The following is a 26,351-nucleotide window of genomic DNA, read 5'->3' as shown; positions in this document are numbered from 1 at the left end:
ATGCTTAAGTTCTCTAACCTTAAAACCAAAACCAAGTTTATGATCGGGGTTGGTTTCCCTCTTCTGTGCCTTATCGGCGTTGGTCTGGTGGCTTCAAACAGTCTCCACAAACTGACGGAGTCGAACCGTTGGGTAAACCACACATACGAGGTTCTCTCGGTTGCTGATTCTATAGTTGCCTCGGCAGTCAATATGGAAACCGGCATGCGTGGCTATTTGCTGGCCGGGAAAGAAGAGTTTCTCGATCCCTACAAGCAGGGCCAGGCGAATACTTATAAAAACATCGCAGAACTGCAGCAGACCGTAAGTGACAACCCGCCACAGGTCGCGCGTCTCGAAGAGGCAGCCAACGTCCTTAAGGATTGGCAGGCCAATATCACCGAGCCCTACATCAAGATGCGTGGTGAAGTGGGCAACGGGCAAACAATGAATGACATAGCCAACATTGTTGGTGAAGCACGCGGAAAGCAGTATTTCGACAAGTTCCGCCAGATCATGGCTGACTTCAGAGCAGAAGAAGCCAAGCTGATCGACGTGCGCAAGGCTGACAATGCCGAACGCGTCAGCATGACGAACACGATCATCATCGCCACCATCTCGATTGCCGTTGCTGTCGGGCTCGGTCTGGCGGTTCTGATCGGGAATGGCATTTCCGGGCCGATCAATCGCATGACGGCCGCAATGGCAAAACTTGCAGGTGGCGATCTTGAGGTTGAGATTATTGGCCTTGATCGTGGCGATGAAATTGGCGACATGGCAAAAGCCACCCAGGTCTTCAAAGAAAACGCCCAGAAAATGGAAGAGCTGCAGAAAGAACAAGTCGAAAGCGAAAAACGCGCCGCAGAACGGCAAAAGGCTGCCATGAACAAGATGGCCGACGAGTTCGAGGCATCTGTTAAGAAAGTTGTTGAGAACGTATCAAGCGCTGCCCAGCAGATGCAAACCAGTGCCGGCAACCTGTCTGCGATCGCCGAGGAAACAAACCGTCAGTCGATTTCGGTTGCTGCCGCAACCGAACAGGCAAGCACCAACGTTGAGTCGGCCGCGTCCGCAACCGAAGAACTTTCGGTGTCGATCAACGAGATCAATCAGCAGATTGATGGTGCGTCCGAACTGGCCCAGAGCGCATCGCTTGAAGCAGACAAAACGAACGACACGATGGTTTCGTTGCAAGAAAGTGTCGAGCAGATCGGAAATGTTGCCTCTTTGATCGAGGACATTGCCTCGCAGACCAACCTTCTGGCGCTTAATGCCACCATCGAGGCCGCACGTGCCGGTGCCGCGGGCAAGGGATTTGCCGTTGTTGCAAACGAGGTTAAAAACCTTGCATCCCAAACGGCCAAGGCAACCCAGGAAATCTCGAACCAGATTTCCGAAATGCAAAGCCGTGCGGATGTGTCGATCAACGCAGTACAAACCATCCGCGAAATGGTCCGCCAGATCAGCGACCGGGCATCGACCGTGGCGGTATCTGCGCGTGAACAGACGATTGCGACCAATGAAATTTCGCGCAACGTCCAGGAAGCTGCGCACGGAACCACCCAGGTTTCCGCAAGCATCAGCGATGTGACCCAGGCGTCTAACGAAACCGGCTCGATGTCGACACAGGTATTGTCGGCGGCCAATGAGTTGGGCGCACAGGCCAAAACCCTGAGCCAGGAAGTTGACCAGTTCATCAAGCGGATCCGTAATTCCGCCTAATGTCTGAGCGCAAAGAGAAAGGGCAGCCCTTTTGGGGCTGCCCTTTTTTCGTTTCAGAAACGGTATTGGTGTCCTTGGTCGGGGTCTTAAAGTCCCTTTTCCATAACGGTATCAAGGCGACGGGCAAAGCTGACCGGATCGGGCAGGGCTTCGCCTTCGAGGATGCGGGCCTGATCAAGCAACAGCAGGGCAGCGTCATGAAGGATCGGGGCCTTGGCATCCTTGGTCGCAATGTCAGACAGCTTTTTGATGAGGCTGTGCTTTGGATTGATTTCAAGGATACGCGGGCTGATTTCATCAACACGGTTGTGCTGTTTCATCAGGCGTTCCATGCGCAGATCCATGCCCATTTCATCGGCAATCAGACAGCAGGCTGAACTGGTCAGGCGATCTGATTCCCGAACGTCCTTGACCCCGGAGCCAAGTGCGACCTTGATCGCGGCAATCAGTGCACTGACCGATGCCTCATTTGCGGCATCATCCTTTTTCTCGTCCTTGGCATCATCCTTGTCATCGGACTTGATGTCGTTCAGGTCCGCACCGCCACGGGTGACAGATTTGAAGTCTTTGCCATCAAACTGGCCGACAGACGGCATCCAGAATTCATCAACCGGATCGGTCAGAAGCAGGACTTCGATCCCCTTGGCGGCAAAGCCTTCAAGTTGCGGGCTGCGTTTAAGGGCGTCGATATCCTCGCCACTGATATAATAGATCGCCTTCTGGCCGTCCTTCATCCGTTCGACATAGTCGGCAAGTGTGGTCCAGCCATCGCCATGGGTCGAGCGGAACCGGGCGAGTTTGAGGATACGATCACGGTTGGTCTGATCTTCGTACAAGCCTTCCTTGACGACCGAGCCAAAGTTTTCCCAGAAGGTTTCGTAACCCTCAGTATCTTTCTTGGCCGCGGTCTCAAGTTCGGACAGGACCTTTTTGGTTAGGCCATTCTTGATCTTGGTCAGAAGCGGATGGTCCTGCAACATCTCGCGCGAGACGTTAAGCGGCAGGTCCTGACTGTCGACCACACCGGATACGAAACGCAGCCACGGCGGCAGCAATTCGTTGGCACCTTCGGTAATGAAGACCTTGCGGACATAAAGCTTCAGATGGCCTGTGCGCTGCGGATCATAGAGATCGAACGGGCGCATGGTCGGCAGGTAAAGCAGCCCGGTATATTCAATCGCACCTTCGGCCTGATAGTGGATGGTTTTCCACGGATCATCAAAGGCGTGCGAGGTGTGCTTGTAGAATTCCTTGTATTGTTCTTCGGTGATCTCGCTTTTCGGGCGGGTCCAGAGAGCGGAGGCCTCATTGAGCGTTTCATCACCGTCGCCCTTCATCAGGACCACCGGAATGCCGATATGGTCGGAATAGGTTTTGACGATATGACGCAGACGATGTTCGTCTGTGAATTCCTTGTTGTCGTCGGTCAGATGCAGGGTGATCTGGGTGCCGCGGCCTTCCATTTCGGCCTCGGCAATGGTGTATTCGCCCTTGCCGTCAGATGACCATTTCCATGCCTGATCATCGCCGGCCTTGCGACTGACGACTTCGACCTTGTTGGCGACCATAAAGGCGGAATAAAAACCGACCCCGAATTGACCGATCAGGTCGACATCCTTGGCGTTGTCGGATTTCGAAACGGCATCAAGGAACTTCGCGGTGCCGGAATTGGCAATGGTGCCCAGGTTTTCGACCAGATCTTCCTTGTTCATCCCGATCCCGTTATCGGCAATCGTCAGAACATTGCGGACATTATCTGTCAGAAGGCGCACCTTGAAATCGGCATCGCCAGCGAGCAAATCCGGTTTGGCAATCGCTTCATAGCGCAGCTTATCGCACGCATCCGAGGCGTTGGAGATCAGCTCGCGCAGGAAGATGTCCTTGTTGGAATAAAGCGAGTGGACAACGATATCGAGCAGTCGGCTAACCTCAGCCTCGAACCGCATTTTTTCTTCCGTCATGACCTCTTTTTTCTCCTTTGTTTCAAGCGTCTGTCAGCCTCCTCCGATATTGGTAGAAGGACCGACACCTTAACGGGGTGAACTTTAAACCGAGCTTGATATGCGTCAACGCATCTTGCAGCGCAAGTCTTGTATCCTAAGTATAAATATAGAGGCTTTAATAACAGGGGCGCACGCCACATTCTGGAAGCGTTCCTGAAAGTTCCCGAGCAGCAAAAGTGCTAGGGTAATCGGCAGGGTGCAACGCCCTGTCTTGCGTCCAAGGCTTTACACAGGAGGCCGTACCATGAAGGTTCCCGTTCAAATCACCTACCGTGATGTTGATCAGTCTGATGCGCTGGACGAGCGCATTCGTTTCAAGGTGCAAAAACTGGAAGAAACCTTCGATCGCATGACCAGTTGTCATGTTGTAGTGGAACGCCCGCAGGCATCTCATAACCATGGAAACCGTTTTGCCGTGCATTTCGGCATCAATGTGCCGGGCAAGGAAATCATGGTGAAGCGCGATAGTGCTGATCATGCCCATGAGGATGTCTATATCGCGCTGAAAAACAGTTTTCAGGCCGCACGTCGGCAGCTCAAGGAATATGCCGACAAGATGCGCAACCACTAAGGTCACCGAATACGTTTGAAAAGGAGGCGGGGCGACCGGATGGTCGCCCCGCTTTGTCGTGTGGTGGCACGAGGTGGTTGGAAAATGTATCAGCCCGACACCACCGGGGTTGGGGGATTTGAACAGTGCCGGACTGATACGGGGGGTGAACCGACCGGGGAAGTCGCTTCAGCCACGGAGAGGACGTGCGTTATGCAATCGCCTCAAGAAGATGGTGTTTGCTTTGCGGGTAACGCGCATCGCGAAGTGCGCCAGCCCACCATTTGAAATCGGTCATCATGTGACGAAGGGCGTTATTCGTGCCTTCGAGGTCTATTGGCCGACCGGTATCATCGAATTTGTCCCAGGCTTGGGCAAAGCTTATGACATCGCGCAGGGTCACCGCATGCAATTCGGCAAAGACAAGACGCAATTGTTCAACGGCGCGCAGGCCACCTGACATTCCGCCATAGGATACAAACCCGACGGGTTTGCGTTTCCATTGTTGCTTGGCGGCATCGATCAGAAGCTTTAGCTCGCCGGTAAAGCTGTGATTGTATTCCGGTGTAACGACGACGAAACCATCGGCCTCAGTTAAGGCAGTATGAAGGTGCGCGACCGCAGGGTGATCAGCACCAACATGGGCCGCGGGCAGGTTCAAAACAGCGGGATCAATCGTATCAACAGAAAGCTCGTGATCCGATTTTAGGGTTTCAACGACCCAGGTCCCGACCGTATCGCAAAAGCGACCTTCGCGCGCACTGCCAAAGATGACGGCGATATTAAATGTCTCCTTCACGGCGTTCTCTCCTTGCCAATTTCGCTTCAATGAGTAAGGTTCTAAAACCTTAACTAATGTTAAGGTCAAGCGCGTTTTGGAACTTTTTCAAAGCAGGCAAGGAGAGCAGGGAAAATGGCAGAAAAAGGCGTGTTGCAGCGCTATCTGAGCGTCGGAGAAGTCGCAAGTCGTTGCGGTATTGCCGTATCGGCGGTGCATTTTTATGAACGCAAAGGTTTGATCAGCTCGATCCGCACCGATGGCAACCAGCGCCGTTTTCACCGCGGCGTGTTGCGCAAGCTCGCCATTATCAAGGTCGCGCAGAAAACCGGTATCCCGCTGTCGGAAATCGGGGCGGCGCTCGATAAACTGCCCCCCAATACCGTGCCGACCATCAAAGACTGGGAAAAGCTTTCATCGCAATGGCGCGATGATTTGAATGAACGCATCGAGCAATTGACCCGTTTGCGCGATCAGCTGGGCAAATGCATCGGTTGTGGTTGCCTGTCGATTTCTGCATGCCCGCTATACAACCCCGGAGACACGCTTGGGGCCGATGGCCCGGGGGCAAGATTGCTTGAACTCAAGGAAGAATAGGCGGGTTTGGGCCGCGATACGCCAGTTTGATGCGCCTTGCGACGGCAGGCAGAAAGCTTGACATGGTGCTGGTTCGCGTGTTGAAAGGCCCAATGATTGCGATGGCCCGGATCATTGGGCTGTCGATTGGAAAAGTTTGATGCAGATTTCAACCCGAACCGGTCCTCGTATCCTTGCCATACTGGGGCCGACCAACACCGGCAAGACCCATCTCGCCATGGAACGGATGTTGGCACATACGACCGGGATGATCGGGTTCCCGCTCAGACTTCTGGCGCGTGAAAACTATGACCGCGCGGTCGCCAAGGTCGGCAAGGGCGCGGTGGCATTGATCACCGGCGAAGAACGTATTCTTCCGAAAACAGCGCGTTATTTCCTGTGCACGGTCGAAGCCATGCCGGTCGCCAAGCAGGTTGATTTCCTGGCGATTGATGAAATCCAGATGTGTGCGGACCCGGAACGCGGTCATGTCTTCACCGACCGGCTGTTGCATGCGCGCGGACGCCATGAAACCATGTTCATGGGGGCGGAAACCATTCGTCCGGTGATCCGCAAGCTGGTCGATAATGTCGAATTCGATCGCCGGGAGCGGTTTTCGACTCTGACGTATAACGGGGCCAAGAAAATCCAGCGCCTGCCAGCCCAGTCGGCGGTGGTGACGTTTTCAGCCCAGGAAGTTTATGCCGTTGCCGAACTGGTGCGCCGTCAAAAGGGCGGGGCGGCGGTGGTGCTTGGCGCGCTGAGCCCGCGCACGCGTAATGCCCAGGTCGAGATGTTCCAGAATGGCGAGGTCGAGCATCTGATTGCCACCGATGCAATCGGCATGGGGTTAAACCTTGATCTCAACCACGTGGCCTTTGCCGCGATGAGCAAGTTTGACGGCAAGTTCAATCGTGGCCTGACCGCGGCTGAAACCGCCCAGATTGCCGGTCGTGCCGGACGTCACATGAATGATGGCACGTTCGGGGTGACGGGAAATCTTTCGGGGATTGATCCCGACATTATCGAACAGATCGAAGAACACGAGTTCGAGCCGCTTGCAAAAGTGTTCTGGCGCAACGCGCGACTTGATTTTCGCACCGTGGATGCGCTGCAGAAATCGCTGCGTCGGCGGTCGGATGACCCGACCCTTATTTTGGCGCGCGAACCGGTTGACGAGATCATGCTCGATCATCTGGCGCGCAACGAGGATGTCGCGCGCATCGCAACCGCCCCGGATCGGGTGCAATTATTGTGGGAAATCTGCCAGATTCCCGACTTCAGAAATATCCATACCGATGCCCATCCGAGGCTGCTAACATCTATCTATCGCTATCTTGCGAAACCCGGAAGCAAACTGCCCATTGACTGGTTGGGCGAACAAATCTTGCGTCTGGATCGTTATGATGGTGATATTGACCAGTTGTCATCACGTTTGGCAGGTATTCGCGTCTGGACATATGTATCGCATAAGCATCACTGGCTCGAAGATGCCAATCATTGGCAGGAACGCACGCGGGCCATTGAGGACAAGCTCTCAGATGTGCTACATGAACGCCTGACCCAAAGGTTCGTTGACAGACGGACCTCGGTTTTATTGAAAAGTCTCAAGGACAAGTCTGAACTCATGTCTACCATCACTGCGAATGGTGAAGTACAGGTCGAAGGTGAATTTGTCGGCCGTCTTGACGGATTCCGTTTCATTGCTGATGAAACCGATGCTGCTTTTGAAGGCAAGGCGATTGCCAGTGCCGCACGTCGCGCGTTGACCGGCGAAATCGCCCAACGTGTCAAACAACTTGAAACTGACGAAGACGACAAGTTCGCAGTAAACGGCCAGCTTCAGGTGCTGTGGAACGGTTCGCCGGTTGGTGTGCTGAAAAAAGGTGACACGGTTCTGTCGCCCGAAGTTCAGGTCATCGATAGCGAGTTCTTTGACGGTCCGACCCGCGAACGGGTACGCACCCGTCTGCAGAATTTCATCAATTCCCATATCGAAACGCGCCTTAAAATGCTGACCCGTCTGCGCGACTGTCAGCTGTCCGGGCCGATTCGCGGACTTTTGTTCCAGTTGAACGAAGGTCTGGGCTGTGTGCCGCGTTCGGAACTCGAAAGTCTGGTCAAGGACCTGTCGGACGAAGACCGCAAAGCACTCGCCAAGCTTGGCGTGCGTCTGGGTGTTGAAACCGTCCATGTGCTCGACGCGCTTAAACCGGATCCGGTTGAGCTGCGCGGCATTCTTTGGGCAGTTGCACGCGAACTTGATGCCCTTCCGGAACTGCCGCCGGCTGGCCGGACCTCGGTCCCCAACGACCGTGCGAATTCCAAGGGCTTCTATCTGGCTGCCGGTTACATGCCGGTTGGCCCGCTTGCCGCCCGTGTCGACATGCTTGAACGTTTTGCCGCCCTTCTGCGTCAGAAGGCACGTGAAAACGATGGCAAAGTTCGTCCGGATCCTGATCTGCTGTCGCTTTTGGGCTGCACGGTCGAACAGGCCGAAGGTGTGTTTACCGCACTTGGCTGGCGCGCCGAGGTAACCAAGGTCAAGAAATCCGAGCTTGAAGCCAAGGAAGCCGAGAAAAAGGCCGAAGAAGCTGCCAAGGCAGCCAAACCTGAAGCGGGCAAAGCCGAAGCTGAAACCGCAGAGGGTTCTGAGGCGGCTGCAACCGAAGCCAAGGCTGATGCCCCGGCCGAGGAGCCAGCAGCACCGGCAGAAGCAAAGGCAGAACCGGCAGAGGTCGCTGCGGATGCGTCTGCCGAAGCAACTTCGGAAACGCCGGCGGTTGAAACCGATGCCGATGGTGACGAGCTGGTCGAAGTCAAATACTTCGTCCGTGTTGATCGTCGCAAACGCGGTGGCGGACAAAACCGTGGTGGTCAGCGCGGACCGCGTCAGGAAGCCCGTGGTGGCGGCAAAGGTGGCCCGAAAGGCAAGGGTGGCAATCGTCCGAACCAGGGCGGCAAAGGTGGCCGCGGTGGCAAACCGGGCGGTGGCCGCAATCAGGCGCCGGAAAAAGCCAACCAGATCAATGAAGACTCGCCGTTTGCCAAGCTTAAGGAAATGCTTGAAGCCAAGGGCTGATCGTTTCAGATATCATGTATCGAGCGGCGACCCTTGTGGGTCGCCGTTCTGCTTTCCAACTGTATAATATCCCGTTGATTTCAGGAAATCGTTGGCCGTGAAGGAACAGGCAGAGAAGCTTCGTATTGATAAATGGCTTTGGCATGCGCGGTTTTACAAAACCAGATCGCTTGCCAGCAAGGCATGCCAAGCCGGGCATATTGTTCTGAATGGTCAGTCGGTTTCCAAAGCCAGCGTCACGGTGGTTGCCGGTGATCGCCTGCAGTTTTTTCAGGGGCCGCACCTGCGCGTGGTCGAGGTTGTCGCCCTTGGTGAACGACGCGGCCCAGCGCCCGAAGCCCAGGCGCTTTATGCCGATCATTCCCCGCCGCGAACACCCAAAAAGGAAGTTGCGTCGGATATCCGTACCGCACCCTTGGCCGAACGCGACGCGGGGGCGGGGCGTCCGACAAAGGCCGAGCGACGGGCACTGGATCGGTTGCGCGGTGATGGCAGTAATGAATAGTATGTGCTGGTATCGCTAATATGTATCCCATAACTGACCCGTGCCCGTTTACACGGGGTGGAATGGATCACATCAGGTTGTAATCTCGTCACGATTTTCTTGCTTTGGCTGGGGCAATCCGGTATGCATCCTATCTGATTGTATATGCCCTCTACTTTGGGGTGGTAGGTTTTGTGAAGATCTGGAGCTCGCCTGCGTGATGAGACGTCGGTCTCGATTGAATATCGGTACATTGTCGCACTTGCGCACCGGCCGTTTCGCACTGTTGATCACAGCATTGGTGATCAACCTGCTGACGCTTGCGCTGCCGATTACCCTTTTGCAGGTCTATGACCGGGTCCTGCCACACAGTTCCATCCCGACGCTGACCCTTTTGATTTTCGGGGTGCTGGGGGCGCTTGTGCTTGAGGCGATCCTGCGTCTTGGCCGGGCGTATATCTCCTCGCTCTCGGCGGCGAAGTTTGAACATTACAGTTCCCAGCAGGCGGTTGGACATTTGCTGTCGGCAAGCTTGACTGACTATGGCAAAACCGCACCGGGTCTTCATCTGCAGCGCCTTAACAGCCTGAATATGCTGCGCGACTTCTATTCCGGGCAGGCAATTGGTGCGGTTGTCGATCTGCCGTTCATTGTTTTGTTCCTGGCCCTGATTGCCGTGATTGGCGGTCAATTGGTGCTTGTGCCGCTTGGTATTCTTCTGGCGTTCTTTTTGACAGCAATGTTTCTGGGCCATCAGTTGCGGGGCGCACTTGATGATCGCAGCCAGTCCGATGAACGGCGCTATAACTTCATCATCGAAACCCTGACGGGCATTCACACCATCAAATCGATGGCGATGGAAAACCTGATGATCCGCCGTCATGATCAGCTCCAGACACAATGTTCGGGTGATGATCTGCGGGCCGCACGTTCGGCCCACACAGCGGTCAATGCCAGCGCGACCTTTTCGATGCTGACCATGGTGCTGGTGGCTTCTGTCGGTAGTGTTTTTGTGATTAACGGGACTTTGACCGTGGGGGGGCTTGCTGCCTGCACGATGTTGTCGGGCCGTTCGATCCAGCCGCTTCAGCGTGCCATGACCCTGTGGACGCAATTCCAGAACATTCGTGTTGCGCGTCAGCGCGTCAACGAGCTGTTTGAAATCGAAGAAGAAGACCAGCTTGGGGCGGCGGAAATGCCGTTGCTTGATGGCAAGATCGAGTTGCGCAATGTCGCGTTTTCCCATGCGGATGGCAAAAAGATCTTCGAAAACCTTGATCTGGTGGTGGAGGCGGGAGATTCCATCGCCATTACCGGCGACAACGGCACCGGCAAAACCACACTTCTGTGGCTTCTGATGGGGGCCTTGCGTCCGGATCGGGGCGAAGTGCTTCTGGATGGCAAGGATCCGGCGGATTACACCGCCGAATCCACCCGTCGTCAGGTTGCCTATTTGCCGCAGCATGGCGTGATGTTCAAGGGCACGATCCTTGAAAACATCAGTGGATTCCGCAAGGAAATCGGCGTCGACCGCGTGATCGAGATTTCGCGGCGTCTGGGGCTTGATGATATCGTCATGCGCATGCCCGAAGGCTATGACACGGAAGTTGGTGGTCAGGCCTCTGAAACACTTCCACGAGGCGTGAAACAGCGCATTGCGGTTGCCCGCGCCCTGATCGATTACCCCCGCATTGTCCTGTTTGACGAAGCCAACAGTTCGCTTGATATGGCGGGCGACAACATCATGACCAGCCTGATGGTGGAGCTTAAAAAGCACTGCACGCTGGTGATGGTGTCGCATCGCCCGTCGCTTATTGCTATGGCCAACAAGCAATATCGCCTGATCGATAAACATCTTGTGCCTGTTCTGCGTCGTACAAACCGAACTGCCAAGGCCGCCGAAAATACCGGCACCCCCGCAGCAGCGGGGTCGAAGGCATGATGAAAAAGCTCGAAAACATGGACTATGCGATGAACTATCGGATGGGGCTGGAAAGCACCGATGCGCTGTCCGATTTCGACGCATGTGTCTGGCCGCTGCTTCAGGCCTTGGGATGGCGCGGATTGCCGCGTCAGGTCGCCGAGGCCCTGCCGCATATGGATCAGGCGCTTGATCTGACCGATTTCCGCAATGTCATGGCGCATCTGAACTATCAGTCACGCGAAATCGACGCGACGCTTGATCAGATCGACGAACGCCTGATGCCGTGTCTGTTTGTCCCGGACGAGGGAACGGCCCTTGTCGTGATCCGGCCCGAAGAAAATGGTGTGCGCGTCTTTGATGGCGGCACGGATCGGGAAATGGTCATCAAGCTATCGGCCCTTCCGGGCAAGATTTATCAGTTCTCGGCGGCGGATCGCCGTGAACGTTATCTGGAAGATGATAAGCGCGGCTGGTTTGGGGGTATTGCCGACCGGTTTTCGGGGCTGCTTCATCAGTTGCTGGCGATGACGTTTGTTTTGAACATCCTGGCGCTGGCAACCCCGATCTTCGTCATGGGCATCTATGACCGTGTGATCGGCACACGCTCAATCCCGATGTTGATCCAGTTTGCCATCGGGATTGGCATCGTCCTGATCCTGAGCTGGGTTTTGCGCTCCTTGCGCAGTCAGATCGTCAGTCACTTCGGTGCCCGCCTCGATACGCTTGTCAGTGGTGCCATTTTCGAACGGCTGTTGTCCTTGCCACCGGCCTTCACCGAACGTGCGCCAGTAGGTGTACAGATTTCGCGTATTCGCGACTTTGAAAGCGTGCGTGAATTCTTTACCGGGCCGATGGCCCTGGTGATGATGGAAATGCCGTTCGTGCCGCTGTTCCTGATTGTCATGTTCTATCTTGGCGGCTGGCTGGCATTGATCCCGATTGCATTGATCGGTGTGTTCGCACTGATCGGCATCGTTGCATTTCCAATTGTCGCGCGCCGCGTTTCCGAACTTGGTCGTCATGGCGCCAACCGTCAGGAATTCCTGGTCGAGACCGTCGGCAAGATGTCGGCACTGAAATACACCGCATCCGAGCAACGCTGGCTGGCACGCTTTCGCGATATTTCTGCTGATACGGCCTATTCCGGCTATCGGGTGGCGATGGTCAATAACGTCATCAATACATTGGCCCAGGTACTGATGATTACGTCCGGCGCGCTTGTGCTTGCCTTCGGCGCGCAGCGGGTGATGGAAGCCCAAATGAGTGTCGGTGCGCTGGTGGCATCGATGATGCTGGCCTGGCGGGTTCTTGGCCCTATCAATCAGGCGTTTCTGGGCATGCCACGGCTGGCGCAGTTGCGCGGCAGTGTGCGCCAGATCAATCGCCTGATGACCATTGCGCCCGAAGGGGACCTTGTCCCGCGTTCGGTCGAGCAACATCGTTTTGACGGTGCCGTGACATTTTCACGTGTCAGTTTCCGCTATAGTGCGGATTCCGATCCGGCCCTGGTCGGGGTCAATTTCGATATTAAACCGGGCCAGGTGGTTGCCGTGGTCGGTGCGAACGGAGCGGGGAAATCATCGCTGATCAAATTGATTGCGGGCATGTATCAGCCGCAGGCGGGGGCCGTTTTGATTGATGGTGCGGACATCCGCCAGATGGATCCGCAGACCCTGCGTCAGGCCATTTCCTATGTGCCGCAGGATATCGAGTTTTTCCGTGGATCGATTGCGCAAAACCTGCGTCTGGCCAATCCGGTCGCAACCGATGATGATCTGCGCATGGCCTGTATGGCGGCAGGTATTCTTGATGAAATTGAATCACTTCCGAACGGGTTCAAGACCCGCGTTGGTGATCAGCATTCATCACGCTTTTCGGCCAGTTTCCTGCAACGGCTGGCACTTGCCAGGGCATTTGTGCGCGAAGCGCCGATCATTTTGTTTGATGAACCCACCAATGGTCTGGACCAGCGCGCCGACCGTGCCTTCCAAAGCACGATCAATCGTCTGCGTGGTGGTTCGACCATTTTCCTGATTACCCATCGACCAAGTCATCTGGATTTGGCGGACCGCATTCTTGTGCTTGAAGGCGGCCAGTTGCGCGGCGACGGGCCGCCCGAACGGATCAAGCAGCAAGTGATAGACGGAGGCTACCTATGAGTGAAGCAGCAGTTCAGGATACTGCGATCCAGCGGTTCCGGCGATCCCGGCGCATGGCGCGGTATTTGTCGCATGCGGTCCTGCTTGAAGAAGGTGGCATTTCCGTCTTTGTGCGCTCAGCCATGGTGATGCTCTCGGTCGGCTTCCTTGCCCTGATTGCTTGGTCTGCGACCACCGAAATCAAGGAAACTGCGATCACATTCGGGCAGGTCATGCCGACCAGTGCGGTCAACAAGATCCAGCATCTTGAAGGCGGTATTATCGAGCAGATCATGGTGCGCGATGGTGATCTGGTTGAGCAGGGACAGGTTCTGATCCGGCTCAAGGCCGACGGGGCGCAGGCGGAATTGTCCCAGACCGAAACACGGCTTGGCAACTTGCAGCTTGAAGCCGAACGTTACCGCGCCTTGGCCGAGGGCCGCGAACCGGATTTCACCACCCTGATGGTGCAATATCCGGAACTTGCGCAGAATCAGGATGAGATTTATCGCATCCAGACCGAGCTTGATGCCAACCAAAGTGAAATCCTTGAGGTCCAGATCAAGGAACGCAATGCCGAACTGGCCCAACTGAGCGAGCAGGAAGCAACCCTTCGCAAATCGGTCGATCTTCTAAGCCAGGAAGTCACCATGCGCCGGTCGCTCTATGAGCAGGGGCTTAATTCCAAGGTGCTGTTCCTCAATATCCAGCGTGAACTGAACGAAGCCCAAGGTAACCTTTCGGGTGTGATTGCCGAAAAGGCGCGGGCGCGCGAAACCATCGCCGAGGCAAACTTGCGCCTGAACGAGCTTGAAAAAACGCAACGCGAAGAGGCCATTACCGAACTTGGCCGTCTGGGCGGCGAAATTGCCCAGGCCCGCGAAGCGCTGCGCAAACTGCGGGATCGCGTCGACCGGCTTGAAATCATTGCGCCCACGCGGGGCTATATCAAAGGCCTTCAGTTCACCACCATTGGCGGTGTCATTGCCCCTGCACAGGTGGTGATGGAGCTGGTGCCGGTTGATGATGTTTTAATCGCCGAAACCCGCATTTCGACCGAGGATATCGGCCATGTTCACCTTGGCCAGCCGGTGACGGTCAAGGTCAGTGCGTTTGATTTCATCCGCTATGGCGGGATCAACGGTGAATTGGTATCGATATCGGCCTCTACTTTTGTTGATGAGGATGGACGTCCGTATTATAAGGGCAAGGTTGCGCTCGAAGCCGATGCAGTCGGCGAAGGTGCTTCAGCTCAGAAGATCATTCCCGGGATGACGGTCCAGGCCGATATCCAGACCGGGGAGCGGACTCTCCTTCAATATCTGTTGAAGCCGGTCTATGTTTCGCTTGATCAAGCGTTTAGCGAACGCTGAGCAATTATCTGGTCCCGCTGGAAATGGTCCTCATTTCTACTGCCTGGCCGTACATTTCGCTGGTTGTTACCAGTGAATCTATACTATTGTATAGAAGTGTGGGGCGGGCCTATCCTGTTCCGCGCTTTACGGAGAATGGGTTAGATGGCGGACGACGCGCGCGATACTGAAAATTCCCGCTCTGACGATGGTCGGAGTGATCTTGACCACCAGGCCTCGACAGAGGATCTGGAGCGTTCGCTTGGTCAGGATGGCGAGGGTGATGAACTGGTCGAATTGCATGACGACCAGGACAGTTCCGCGCGTCCGCAGGAACAGGAACTGGGATCGGTTCATTACGGTACCCAGATCCGAAATCCGCAAGGCGAAGAACAACAGGCTTTCCAGCGCCAGAATGCCGCAGCCCAGCGTCAGGAACGTGCGCAGGCCAGAGAGGCCACCGAACAACAGACCATTTCCCTGAATGAAACGGCCGAGATCGAAAACAATCTCGATACCGGGGCTGACACATTCCAAAGCAATCTTGGGTCGGACGGGGCAGATGACCTGTCCCTGCAATCGGAACCGAGCACGGTTGATTTACCGGAAATTCCGCTTGCGACCAACGATACCAATTCGTTGCGCGGTGACCGCGAAGAACCTGGCCCGGGCACGGACGAAGGTCTTCGTCCCGATTTCATTCCCCCAGTTGAACAAGCTCCAGCGCCAGTAGCCGCGGTTGCCGAAGACGAGCTTGAAGAAGACGACGAACTGCTTCTTGAGGATGAACTTGATACCGAGGACGAGCTCGAGGTTGAAGACCCCAAGGTCGCGGATGCACCGTCTCTGAGTGCGGATGATGTCACCGGTGCAGAAGACAGTGCCATTGCCCTTGATCTGTCGGCATCCCTTAATGACCTTGATGGCGGCAATGAAACGCTCACCATCACGATTTCCGGTTTGCCAGACGGGGCTGTTCTTTCGGCTGGTACGGATAATGGTGATGGTACATGGACCCTCACGCCGGGACAGCTGAGCGGTTTGACCCTGACGCCGCCGGACAATTTCAGCGGATCGATTGATCTCGACATATCGGCAACCAGTCGCGAAGCCAATGGCAGTGTTGCGACAACAAATGCCAGCTTTACCGTTGACGTCACCGGGGTTGCGGACGGTGCAACGCTTGATGTTTCCGACGCCAGTGGCGCGGAAGACAGCGCGATCGCGCTTGATATCGATACCGAACTTCTGGATGGCAGTGAAAACCTCGCGATTACCATTGAAGGTGTCCCGGATGGCGCAACGCTGTCTGCCGGGACGAATAATGGTGATGGCACCTGGACGCTGAGTTCGGATCAGCTCGAAGGCTTGAGCATCACGCCTGCGGAAAACTTTAGCGGCGAAATCGATCTTTCGGTTCTGGTTTCGACCACTGATGGCGATGATACCGCCGTCGTGATGCAAAACCTCACTGTTGACGTCGAAGGCGTCGCCGATACACCGACGCTGGATATCAGCGATGCATCAGGCAACGAAGATTCAGCGATTGCAATTAATATTGATGCGGGTCTGACCGACAATTCCGAAACACTCAACATCACAATAAGCGGCGTTCCGGATGGTGCTTCGCTGTCTGCCGGGACTGACAACGGTGACGGGACATGGACGCTAAGCTCTGAGCAGCTTGCAGGTTTGACGATCACGCCGTCTGAGGACTTTAGTGGGTCGTTTGATCTTGGTGTGACGGCAACGTCTGCCGACGGCGAAGATGTTGCAACGACGACAGGTTCGATCTCTGTTGATGTTGCGGGTGTTGCAGATGCGCCGACGCTGGATTTGTCCGATGCTTCCGGAAACGAAGACAGCTCCATTGCACTGAATATCGACGCTGGTTTGGCTGATTCGAGTGAAACGCTGACCATAACGATCAGCGGCGTTCCGGATGGCGCGACCTTGTCGGCTGGTACCGATAACGGTGACGGCACCTGGACGCTGGGCTCTGGTCAGCTTGACGGTCTGACAATCACGCCGCCGGATGACTTGAGCGGTTCGTTTGATCTAAGCGTGAGTGCAACGTCTGCCGATGGCTCGGATGTTGCGGCCACGACCGGTTCGTTTACGGTTGCTGTTACCGGTGTTGCAGATGCGCCAACTCTCGAAGTTAGCGATGCTTCGGGTAACGAAGATTCGGCAATTGCGCTGGATATTGATGCCGGTCTGACTGACAGCTCCGAAACTCTCACTGTCACCATCTCGGGCGTGCCGGACGGCGCGACGCTGTCTGCAGGTACCGATAACGTTGACGGCACCTGGACGTTAAGCTCTGATCAGCTTGACGGACTGACGATAACACCACCCGATGACTTCAGCGGATCGTTTGACCTTGGCGTGACGGCGACGTCTGCCGATGGATCTGACGTTGCTACCACCACTGGCAGCATCACCGTTGATGTTGCGGGTGTGGCTGACACGCCGGCGCTAGACGTCATTGATGCGTCTGGCAACGAAGATTCAGCTATTGCTTTGGATATCGACGCCGGTCTGACAGATTCCAGCGAAACTCTGACGGTCACCATCTCGGGTGTGCCGGATGGTGCGACACTCTCGGCTGGAACCGACAACGGCGACGGCACTTGGACACTGGGCTCTGATCAGCTTGACGGCCTGACGATCACCCCGCCGAACGACTTCAGCGGGTCGTTTGATCTGGGTGTGACAGCGACTTCGGCAGATGGATCGGATGTTGCGACAACGACCGGCTCAATCACCGTTGATGTCTCCAGCGTTGCAGATGCACCGACGCTGGATTTGTCTGATTCTTCCGGAAACGAAGACAATGCGATAGCACTCGATATTGATGCCGGCCTCACTGACAGCTCCGAAACTCTGACCGTGACCATATCCGGCGTTCCGGATGGCGCGACCCTGTCGGCTGGTACGGACAATGGTGACGGCACCTGGACACTGGGCTCTGACCAACTTGATGGTTTGACGATTACGCCGGCGGATGACTTCAGCGGTTCGTTTGATCTGGGTGTAACAGCAACCTCTGCCGATGGTTCGGATATTGCGACTGCAACCGATACTGTGACTGTTGATGTGACTGGTGTGGCGGATGTGCCAACACTCGATGTCAGTGATGCGTCTGGCTCTGAAGATAACGCCATTGCGCTCGATATTGACGCTGGCCTCACTGACAGCTCCGAAACCCTGATGGTCACCATTTCCGGTGTTCCGGATGGCGCAACCCTGTCGGCTGGCACGGACAACGGTGACGGCACCTGGACATTGGGCTCGGATCAGCTTGACGGTTTGACAATCACACCGGCGGATGACTTCAGCGGTTCGTTTGATCTGGGTGTGACGGCAACGTCTGCTGATGGTTCCGATGTTGCGACCTCCACGGGCAGCATCACCGTCGATGTTGCTGGCGTCGCCGATACTCCGACGCTGGATATCAGCGATGCAGCAGGCAACGAAGATGGCGCGATTGCACTTAATATTGATGCGGGTCTGACTGACACTTCCGAAACACTCACCATAACGATAAGTGGCGTCCCGGATGGTGCATCGCTGTCTGCCGGGACGGACAACGGTGACGGCACTTGGACGTTGAGTTCTGAGCAGCTTTCAGGTTTGACGCTCACGCCGCCTGAGAACTTTAGCGGTTCGTTTGACCTTGGCGTGACGGCAACGTCGGCGGATGGCGAAGACGTCGCAACGACGACCGGTTCGATTACGGTTGATGTGGAGGGTATTGCGGACACCCCAACGCTGGATGTGTCTGATGCATCCGGAAACGAAGACAGTGCTATTGCGCTCGACATTGATGCCGGGCTTACCGATAGCTCAGAAACGCTCACGGTTACGATCAGTGGTGTGCCAGAAGGCGCGACCTTGTCTGCGGGTACGGATAACGGTGACGGCACCTGGACACTGGGTTCCGATCAGCTTGACGGCCTGACGATCACGCCGCCGGATGACTTTAGCGGATCGTTTGATCTGGGCGTGACGGCGACTTCGGCAGATGGATCGGATGTTGCAACAACGACCAGCTCAATCACCGTTGATGTCGCTGGGGTCGCTGATGCGCCGACGCTCGATCTCTCCGATGCAAGTGGTGCTGAGGACAGTGCCATTGCGCTGAACATCGACGCCGGGCTGACGGATGCCAACGAGACCCTGACAGTTACCATCTCCGGCGTTCCGGACGGTGCAACCTTGTCGGCAGGTACCGATAATGGTGACGGCACCTGGTCGTTGAGTTCTGATCAGCTTTCAGGTCTGACCATTACGCCGCCAGAAGACTTCAGCGGCTCGTTTGATCTTGGTGTAACGGCGACTTCGGCAGATGGATCGGATCTTGCGACAACGACCGGCAGCATCACTGTTGATGTTGCGGGCGTTGCCGATGCGCCGACATTGGATGTGTCGGATGCATCGGGTTACGAAGACCGGCCCATTGCGCTTGATATCGATGCAGGCCTTACGGACTCGAGTGAAATTCTGTCTGTGACAATCTCTGGCGTTCCAGACGGTGCAACCCTCACCGCTGGTACGAATAACGGCGATGGCTCCTGGACGCTAAGTCCGGATCAACTTGATGGCCTGAGAGTTCGGGCACCGCAAAACTATAGCGGCTCGTTTGATCTTGAGGTAACGGCGCAATCTGCCGACGGATCTGATATCGCCACCAGCAGTGAGACCATTACTGTTGATGTCGAAGGTGTTGCAGACACACCGACGCTTGACGTTTCCGATGCCCAAGGCCTTGAGGATACTGCAATTGCCCTTGATATTGATGCCGCGCTGACGGATCCCAGTGAGGTGCTGAGTGTCATCGTCAGTGGTGTGCCCGATGGTGCGGAATTGTCGGCTGGCACAGACAATGGTGATGGTACCTGGACACTTGATGCCGATGACCTGTCCGGATTGACGATCACACCACCGGAAAACTACAGCGGTTCGTTTGATCTTAAGGTGGTTGCGCAATCAAGAGACGGAGATTCTGTCGCCTCTACCGCCGATCCGATCCGTCTGACGCGTGGTTCCAGTGGTGGCAATAGCACAATTACCGTCGAGGTTACCGGTGTCGCAGATGCGCCGACACTGGATGTGTCGGATGCATCGGGTAACGAAGATGGCGCGATTGCGCTCAGCATAGATGCGGGCCTCACGGATAGTTCCGAAACACTGACCGTGACCATTTCGGGAGTCCCGGATGGCGCAACCTTGTCGGCAGGTGTCGATAATGGTGATGGAACGTGGACGCTGAGCTCTGAGCAGCTTGCAGATCTGACCATCACGCCGCCAGAGGACTACAGCGGTTCGTTTGACCTTGGCGTGACGGCAACGTCGGCTGACGGCGAAGACGTCGCGACGTCGACAAGTTCGATCACCGTTGATGTCGCTGCGGTCGCTGATGCGCCGACGCTCGATCTCTCCGATGCAAGCGGCACCGAGGACAATGCCATTGCGCTGAACATCGACGCCGGGCTGACGGATGCCAACGAGACCCTGACGGTCACAATCTCTGGTGTTCCGGGCGGTGCAACCTTGTCGGCTGGTACCGATAATGGCGACGGCACATGGACGTTGAGTTCTCAGCAGCTTTCAGGTCTGACCATCACGCCCCCAGAAGACTTCAGCGGTTCGTTCGATCTGGGCGTGACTGCGACTTCGGCAGATGGATCGGATGTTGCGATAACGACTGGTTCGATCACGGTTGATGTTGCTGGTGTTGCGGATGCACCAGCTCTGGATGTCTCAAGCGCAAGCGGTAACGAAGACAGCGCCATCGCGCTTGATATTGATGCGAGCCTGACTGACAGCTCCGAGACACTCACAGTTACAATCAGTAGCGTTCCGAATGGAGGGACCTTGTCAGCCGGTACCGACAACGGTGACGGCACATGGTCGTTGAGCTCTGATCAGCTATCAGGTCTGACCATCACGCCACCAGAAGACTTCAGCGGATCGTTTGATCTGGGTGTGACGGCGACGTCCGCTGATGGCTCCGATGTAGCCACGACCACTGGCAGCATCACAGTTGATGTCGCGGGCGTTGCAGATGCGCCGACCCTGGATGTGTCGGATGCATCCGGTAACGAAGATGGTGCGATTGCGCTCAGCGTAGATGCGGGCCTCACGGATAGGTCCGAAACACTGAACGTGACCATTTCCGGAGTCCCGGATGGCGCAGCCTTGTCGGCAGGTGTCGATAATGGTGACGGCACGTGGACGCTGAGCTCTGAGCAACTTGATGGTCTGACGATCACGCCGCCTGAGGATTTCAGCGGATCATTTGATCTTGGCGTGACGGCAACGTCGGCTGACGGCGAAGACGTAGCGACCACGACCGGCTCGATCACGGTTGATGTCACTGGTGTTGCGGATGACCCGATGTTGGATGTTTCTGATGCCAGCGGCAATGAAGACAGCGCGATTGCCTTGAACATTGACGCCGGTTTGGCGGATTCGAGTGAAACGCTGACCATAACGATTAGCGGTGTGCCAGAAGGTGCGACGCTGTCGGCTGGTACAGACAATGGTGATGGCACCTGGACTCTGAGCAGTGATCAACTCGAAGGTCTCAGCGTTACGCCCCCGTCCGATTTCAGTGGCAGCTTTGATCTTCAAATTACCGCGAGCACGCAGGACGGAATTGATATCGCATCGGTCACCGACACCGTCATGGTTGACGTTGCCGGTGTTGCTGATGCGCCGACGTTGGACGTGAGCGATGCCTCGGGCAATGAAGATGCGGCTATTGCGCTAGATATTGATGCCGGTCTGACGGACTCCAGTGAGACCTTGACGGTCACCATCAGTGGCGTTCCAGAAGGTTCCACCTTGTCGGCTGGAACCGATAATGGTGACGGCATCTGGACGCTAAGCTCTGAGCAGCTTGCAGGTTTGACGATCACGCCGTCTGAGGACTTTAGTGGGTCGTTTGATCTTGGCGTAACGGCGACTTCGGCAGATGGGGCGGATGTAGCAACAACGACCGGCTCAATCACCGTCGATGTTGCTGGTATCGCTGATACGCCGACGCTTGAAGTGTCGGATGCTTCGGGCAACGAAGACAACGCCATTGCGCTCGATATAGATGCGGGTCTGACGGATAGCTCAGAGACTCTGACTGTTACGATCTCCGGTGTGCCGGATGGCGCGATACTCTCGGCTGGAACCGACAACGGCGACGGCACGTGGACGTTGGGTTCGGATCAGCTTGAAGGTCTGACGATCACGCCGCCGGATGACTTCAGCGGCTCGCTCGATCTTGGTGTGACGGCAACGTCTGACGATGGATCGGATGTCGCGACGACCACCGATAGCATCACCGTTGATGTTGCGGGTGTGGCTGACGCCCCGACGCTTGATGTGTCGGATGCTTCGGGCAACGAAGATTCAGCTATTGCGTTGGATATTGACGTTGGCCTCACAGACAGCTCCGAAACCCTGACGGTGACGATCTCGGGCGTTCCGAATGGCGCGGCCTTGTCGGCAGGCACCGATAATGGTGACAGCACATGGACGCTGGGCTCCGATCAGCTTGACGGCCTGACGATCACGCCGCCGGATGACTTTAGCGGATCGTTTGATCTTGGTGTGACGGCAACGTCTGCTGATGGTTCCGATGTTGCGACCTCCACGGGCAGCATCACCGTCGATGTTGCTGGCGTCGCCGATGCACCGACGCTGGACGTGAGCGATGCCTCGGGCAACGAAGATTCAGCTATTGCGTTGGATATTGACGTTGGCCTCACAGACAGCTCCGAAACCCTGACGGTAACGATCTCTGGCGTTCCGGATGGTGCGACGCTCTCGGCCGGGACGGACAATGGCGATGGCACATGGTCGCTGGGTTCGGATCAGCTTGAAAGTCTGACGATTACGCCGCCGGATGACTTCAGCGGCTCGTTCGATCTCGGTATGACGGCAACGTCGGCGGATGGATCAGATGTTGCGACGACGGCGGGTTCGATCACGGTTGATGTAGCCGGTGTTGCAGATAAGCCGACGCTTGAAGTGTCGGATGCTTCCGGCAACGAAGATTCAGCGATTGCGTTGAATATTGATGCCGGTCTGACGGATTCCAGTGAAACATTGACTGTCACTATCTCCGGTGTTCCGGATGGTGCGTCCCTGTCGGCGGGCACCGATAACGGTGACGGCACTTGGACGCTGAGCTCTGAGCAACTTGCAGGTCTGACGATCACGCCGCCGGATGACTTCAGCGGTTCGTTCGATCTTGGTGTGACGGCAACGTCTGCCGATGGATCGGATGTCGCGACGACCACAGATAGCATCACCGTTGATGTTGCGGGTGTGGCTGACGCTCCGACGCTGGACGGCAGTGATGCTTCGGGGAATGAAGATTCTGCGATTGCACTTGATATCGATGCAGGGCTTACCGATAGCTCTGAAACTCTCACGGTTACGATCAGTGGCGTTCCGGATGGCGCGGCCTTGTCTGCTGGTACTGATAATGGTGACGGCACATGGACGCTGAGCTCTGAGCAACTTGCAGGACTGACGATCACGCCGCCGGAAAACTTCAGTGGGTCGTTTGATCTTGGTGTGACGGCGACCTCTGAGGATGGCGAAGACGTCGCGACCACAACCGGGTCTATTACGGTTGATGTTGCGGGTGCTGCGGATGCACCGACGCTGGATTTGTCGGATGCTTCTGGTAACGAGGACAATGCCATTGCATTGAATATCAATGCTGGTCTTACCGATAGCTCAGAAACTCTCACGGTAACTATTTCAGGCGTTCCGGATGGCGCGGCATTGTCGGCTGGCACTGATAATGGTGACGGCACCTGGTCGTTGAGCTCTGAGCAGCTTGATGGTTTGACGATCACGCCGCCTGAGAACTTTAGTGGTTCGTTTGATCTTGGCGTGACAGCGACTTCTGCGGATGGCGAAGACGTCGCGACCACGACTGGTTCGATTACGGTGGATGTGAGCGGCGTTGCGGATGCGCCGACGCTGGACGTCAGCAATGCTGCTGGCAAGGAAGATTCGCCAATCGCGCTCAATCTTGATGCGGGGCTTACGGACGGTTCCGAAACGCTGACTGTGACGATCTCCGGCGTTCCGGAAGGTGCAACCTTGTCGGCTGGTACGGATAACGGTGATGGCTCCTGGACGTTGAACCCAGAGCAACTGGACGGTTTGACGGTTACTCCGGCTGAGGATTTCAGCGGGTCGTTCGATTTGCGTGTTACGGCGACCTCTGCCGATGGCGAGGATATTGCCCGTGCAAGTGATACGATCACCGTGGATGTGGCCGGGGTTGCGGATACGCCGACATTGGATGTGTCGGATGCGTCGGGTTCGGAAGACAGTGACATTGCCCTTGATATCGAGGCCGGGCTTTCCGATGCCTCGGAAGTGCTGTCGGTGACAATCTCAGGCGTGCCTGAAGGTGCGCGTCTGTCTGCGGGTACCGATAACGGCGATGGGACCTGGAGTTTGGCAGCGGGGGACCTTGCAGGGCTGACGCTGACACCGGCAGAGGATTATTCCGGCGCGTTCGATCTGGAAGTCACTGTGACCTCGACCGATGGCACTGATACCTCGACGATTAGCGATACCATTACAGTGGATGTTGGCGGTGTGGCGGATACGCCGAGCCTTGATGTGTCCGATATCTCTGGCAACGAAGATACTGATATCGCGCTTGCCATCGATGCAGGGCTGAGTGACAGCTCCGAAACCATGACGATTACGGTTTCCGGCGTGCCAGACGGGGCGAGCCTGTCGGCCGGTACCAACAATGGCGATGGCACCTGGACTTTGAGTGCTGGCGACCTTGAGGGGCTGACAATCACCCCGCCAGATGATTATTCCGGTGCGTTTGACCTTGCGGTCACCGTGACATCGACCGATGGCAACGATACCAGCAGTGTCAGTGATACGATCACGGTGAATGTCGCTGGCGTGGCGGATACACCGACCCTTGAAGTCGAAGATGCCAGCGGCGATGAAGGAACTGCCGTTGCGCTTGATATTGATGCGGCGGTCACGGATGCCAGTGAGACCTTGACGGTTACCGTCAGTGGCGTGCCGGATGGCGCAAGCCTGTCGGCCGGTACCAACAATGGCGACGGGACCTGGACGTTGACATCAGCACAACTGTCGGGCCTGACCATTTCGGCGGCCAGCGATTATGCCGGCACGTTTGAACTGACCGTTTCGGTCCAGTCGCGCGATGGTGACGATACCGCAACCACCACAGCCATTCTTGAAGTGACCTTTGATCCCGTTCAGGACGGTGACGAAGTTATCTGGGACCCGAACGACGATGGCGTGATTGAAACCGGATCCGGAAACGACACGGTCGGCGGTAATGATGGGGATGACACCATCAGCACCAATGCCGGGAACGACACGATCTGGGCTGGCAACGGTGATGACGTGGTCTATGCCGGGGATGGCGATGACAGTGTTACCGGTGATGGTGGTAACGACACGATCTATGGTGGTGGTGGCAACGATACCCTGCACGGTGGCGAAGGCCGCAACACGATCGATGGCGGCACCGGTAATGACTATATTACGGGCGGCGGCGACCGCGACACGATCAGGTCCAGTGCCGGTGACAACATTGTTTATGCCAGCGAAGGCCACAACTATATTGAAACCGGCGCGGGGAATGACAGCCTCTACGCCGGAAGTGGTGATGACACCATTCTGGGCGGTGACGGTGACAACTATGTCAGCGCTGGCGAAGGTCGGAACGACATCACGACCGGATCGGGGGATGACAGCATCCTCGCCGGGAGTGGCAACGACACCATCAGTGCCGGGGATGGCGACAACTATATCAATGTCGGCGAAGGCAAAAACACCATCGCATCCGGGATCGGCGATGACACCATCATGACCGGATCGGGCGACGATGTGATTGATGCTGGTGATGGCAATAACACCATTACCGCCGGGGAAGGCCGCAATACCATCGATACCGGCAGTGGGGATGACAGCATCACCACCGGCAGCGACAAGGACACCATTTCGGCTGGTGACGGTAACGACAGCATTGATGCCGGGAGCGGCCACAACACCGTCTGGGGCGGTGGTGGCGATGACTCGATCCACGGTGCCTGGGGGGATGACACCTTCTATGGTGGCGATGGCAACGATATCCTTACTGCTGATGGCGGTGACAACGTGTTTGACGGCGGTGCCGGGGACGACACCCTGAGCGCCGGTTGGGGCGAAGACACGTTCACGGGCGGTGCTGGCAACGATACGCTTGATGGCGGTGGTGATGACGACAGCCTTGATGGTGGTGACGGCAATGACCGCCTTCTGGGCGGTGCTGGTGATGACATGCTGCTTGGTGGGGCTGGCAACGACATCTTGCTGGGCGGTGAGGGGGATGACACCCTGATCGGCGGTATTGGCGATGACAGCCTCTATGGCGGGGGTGGGTCGGACCTGTTCATCTTCAACATGGGCGATGGCAATGATCATGTTGATGGCGGTGCCAACGGATGGACCACCGATACCATTGAATTGCACGGGGCCGGTGGCAGCAATATCGACTCGAGCGACTGGACCCTTGTCCTTGATGAGGGCGAGATTACCAAAAGCAAGGGACACTCCCTTGAACTGTCCACCGATTCGTCGGGAACAATCGTGTTTTCTGACGGTTCCGAGTTGACATTCTCCAATGTCGAACGTATCGAGTGGTGACGAATTCGCATTTCGGATGCCGTCGGGACGAAATCCCGGCGGCATTGCCGG

Annotated in this window: 11 protein-coding genes; 9 read left to right on the top strand and 2 right to left on the bottom strand. The window is 56.3% G+C overall.

Annotated features, from left to right (window positions below; all coding sequences use genetic code 11):
• Positions 1-1,701: a methyl-accepting chemotaxis protein gene (locus DY252_RS18330; protein WP_082923489.1), complete on the top strand. Its 1,701-nt coding sequence runs from the start codon at positions 1-3 to the stop codon at positions 1,699-1,701.
• 86 nt (positions 1,702-1,787) lie between these two features.
• On the opposite strand, the gene htpG is transcribed toward DY252_RS18330, so the two are convergent.
• Positions 1,788-3,662 (bottom strand): molecular chaperone HtpG, encoded by a 1,875-nt coding sequence (gene htpG, locus DY252_RS18325; RefSeq protein WP_064788987.1) that lies wholly within the window; start codon positions 3,660-3,662, stop codon positions 1,788-1,790.
• 286 nt (positions 3,663-3,948) lie between these two features.
• Here htpG and DY252_RS18320 point away from each other — a divergent pair, with 286 nt between their 5' ends.
• On the top strand, positions 3,949-4,275 hold the full coding sequence (locus DY252_RS18320; protein WP_008890082.1) for an HPF/RaiA family ribosome-associated protein: 327 nt from the start codon (positions 3,949-3,951) through the stop codon (positions 4,273-4,275).
• A 190-nt stretch (positions 4,276-4,465) separates the two neighbouring features.
• Here the strand turns inward: DY252_RS18320 and DY252_RS18315 are convergent, their stop codons facing one another.
• Positions 4,466-5,053, bottom strand: a complete 588-nt coding sequence (locus DY252_RS18315) for an NADPH-dependent FMN reductase (RefSeq protein ID WP_064788986.1) — start codon at positions 5,051-5,053, stop codon at positions 4,466-4,468.
• A gap of 114 nt (positions 5,054-5,167) precedes the next feature.
• On the opposite strand from DY252_RS18315, the gene soxR reads away from it, so the two are divergent.
• The 7 genes from soxR (at position 5,168) to DY252_RS18280 (ending at position 26,300) form a co-directional block, all read left to right on the top strand.
• Positions 5,168-5,629: a redox-sensitive transcriptional activator SoxR gene (gene soxR / locus DY252_RS18310; RefSeq protein ID WP_064788985.1), complete on the top strand. Its 462-nt coding sequence runs from the start codon at positions 5,168-5,170 to the stop codon at positions 5,627-5,629.
• Positions 5,630-5,768: 139 nt separating this feature from the next.
• Positions 5,769-8,690 (top strand): helicase-related protein, encoded by a 2,922-nt coding sequence (locus tag DY252_RS18305; RefSeq protein WP_064788984.1) that lies wholly within the window; start codon positions 5,769-5,771, stop codon positions 8,688-8,690.
• A gap of 97 nt (positions 8,691-8,787) precedes the next feature.
• On the top strand, positions 8,788-9,195 hold the full coding sequence (locus tag DY252_RS18300) for an RNA-binding S4 domain-containing protein (protein WP_064788983.1): 408 nt from the start codon (positions 8,788-8,790) through the stop codon (positions 9,193-9,195).
• A 199-nt stretch (positions 9,196-9,394) separates the two neighbouring features.
• The gene (locus tag DY252_RS18295) at positions 9,395-11,116 is read left to right on the top strand and encodes a peptidase domain-containing ABC transporter (protein ID WP_064788982.1); all 1,722 of its coding nucleotides are present in this window, start codon (positions 9,395-9,397) and stop codon (positions 11,114-11,116) included.
• On the top strand, positions 11,113-13,257 hold the full coding sequence (locus DY252_RS18290; RefSeq protein WP_082923487.1) for a peptidase domain-containing ABC transporter: 2,145 nt from the start codon (positions 11,113-11,115) through the stop codon (positions 13,255-13,257). The genes DY252_RS18295 and DY252_RS18290 overlap by 4 nt, the downstream gene beginning before the upstream one ends.
• Positions 13,254-14,609 (top strand): HlyD family type I secretion periplasmic adaptor subunit, encoded by a 1,356-nt coding sequence (locus DY252_RS18285; protein ID WP_008890089.1) that lies wholly within the window; start codon positions 13,254-13,256, stop codon positions 14,607-14,609. Before DY252_RS18290 ends, DY252_RS18285 begins: the two co-directional genes overlap by 4 nt.
• A gap of 144 nt (positions 14,610-14,753) precedes the next feature.
• Positions 14,754-26,300, top strand: a complete 11,547-nt coding sequence (locus DY252_RS18280) for an Ig-like domain-containing protein (protein WP_064788981.1) — start codon at positions 14,754-14,756, stop codon at positions 26,298-26,300.
• Positions 26,301-26,351: the final 51 nt, after the last annotated feature.

It is taken from the genome of Thalassospira indica (assembly GCF_003403095.1).
GTDB classification, from domain to species: Bacteria; Pseudomonadota; Alphaproteobacteria; order Rhodospirillales; family Thalassospiraceae; genus Thalassospira; species Thalassospira indica.
This window is presented reverse-complemented; position numbering and strand designations above follow the sequence as displayed.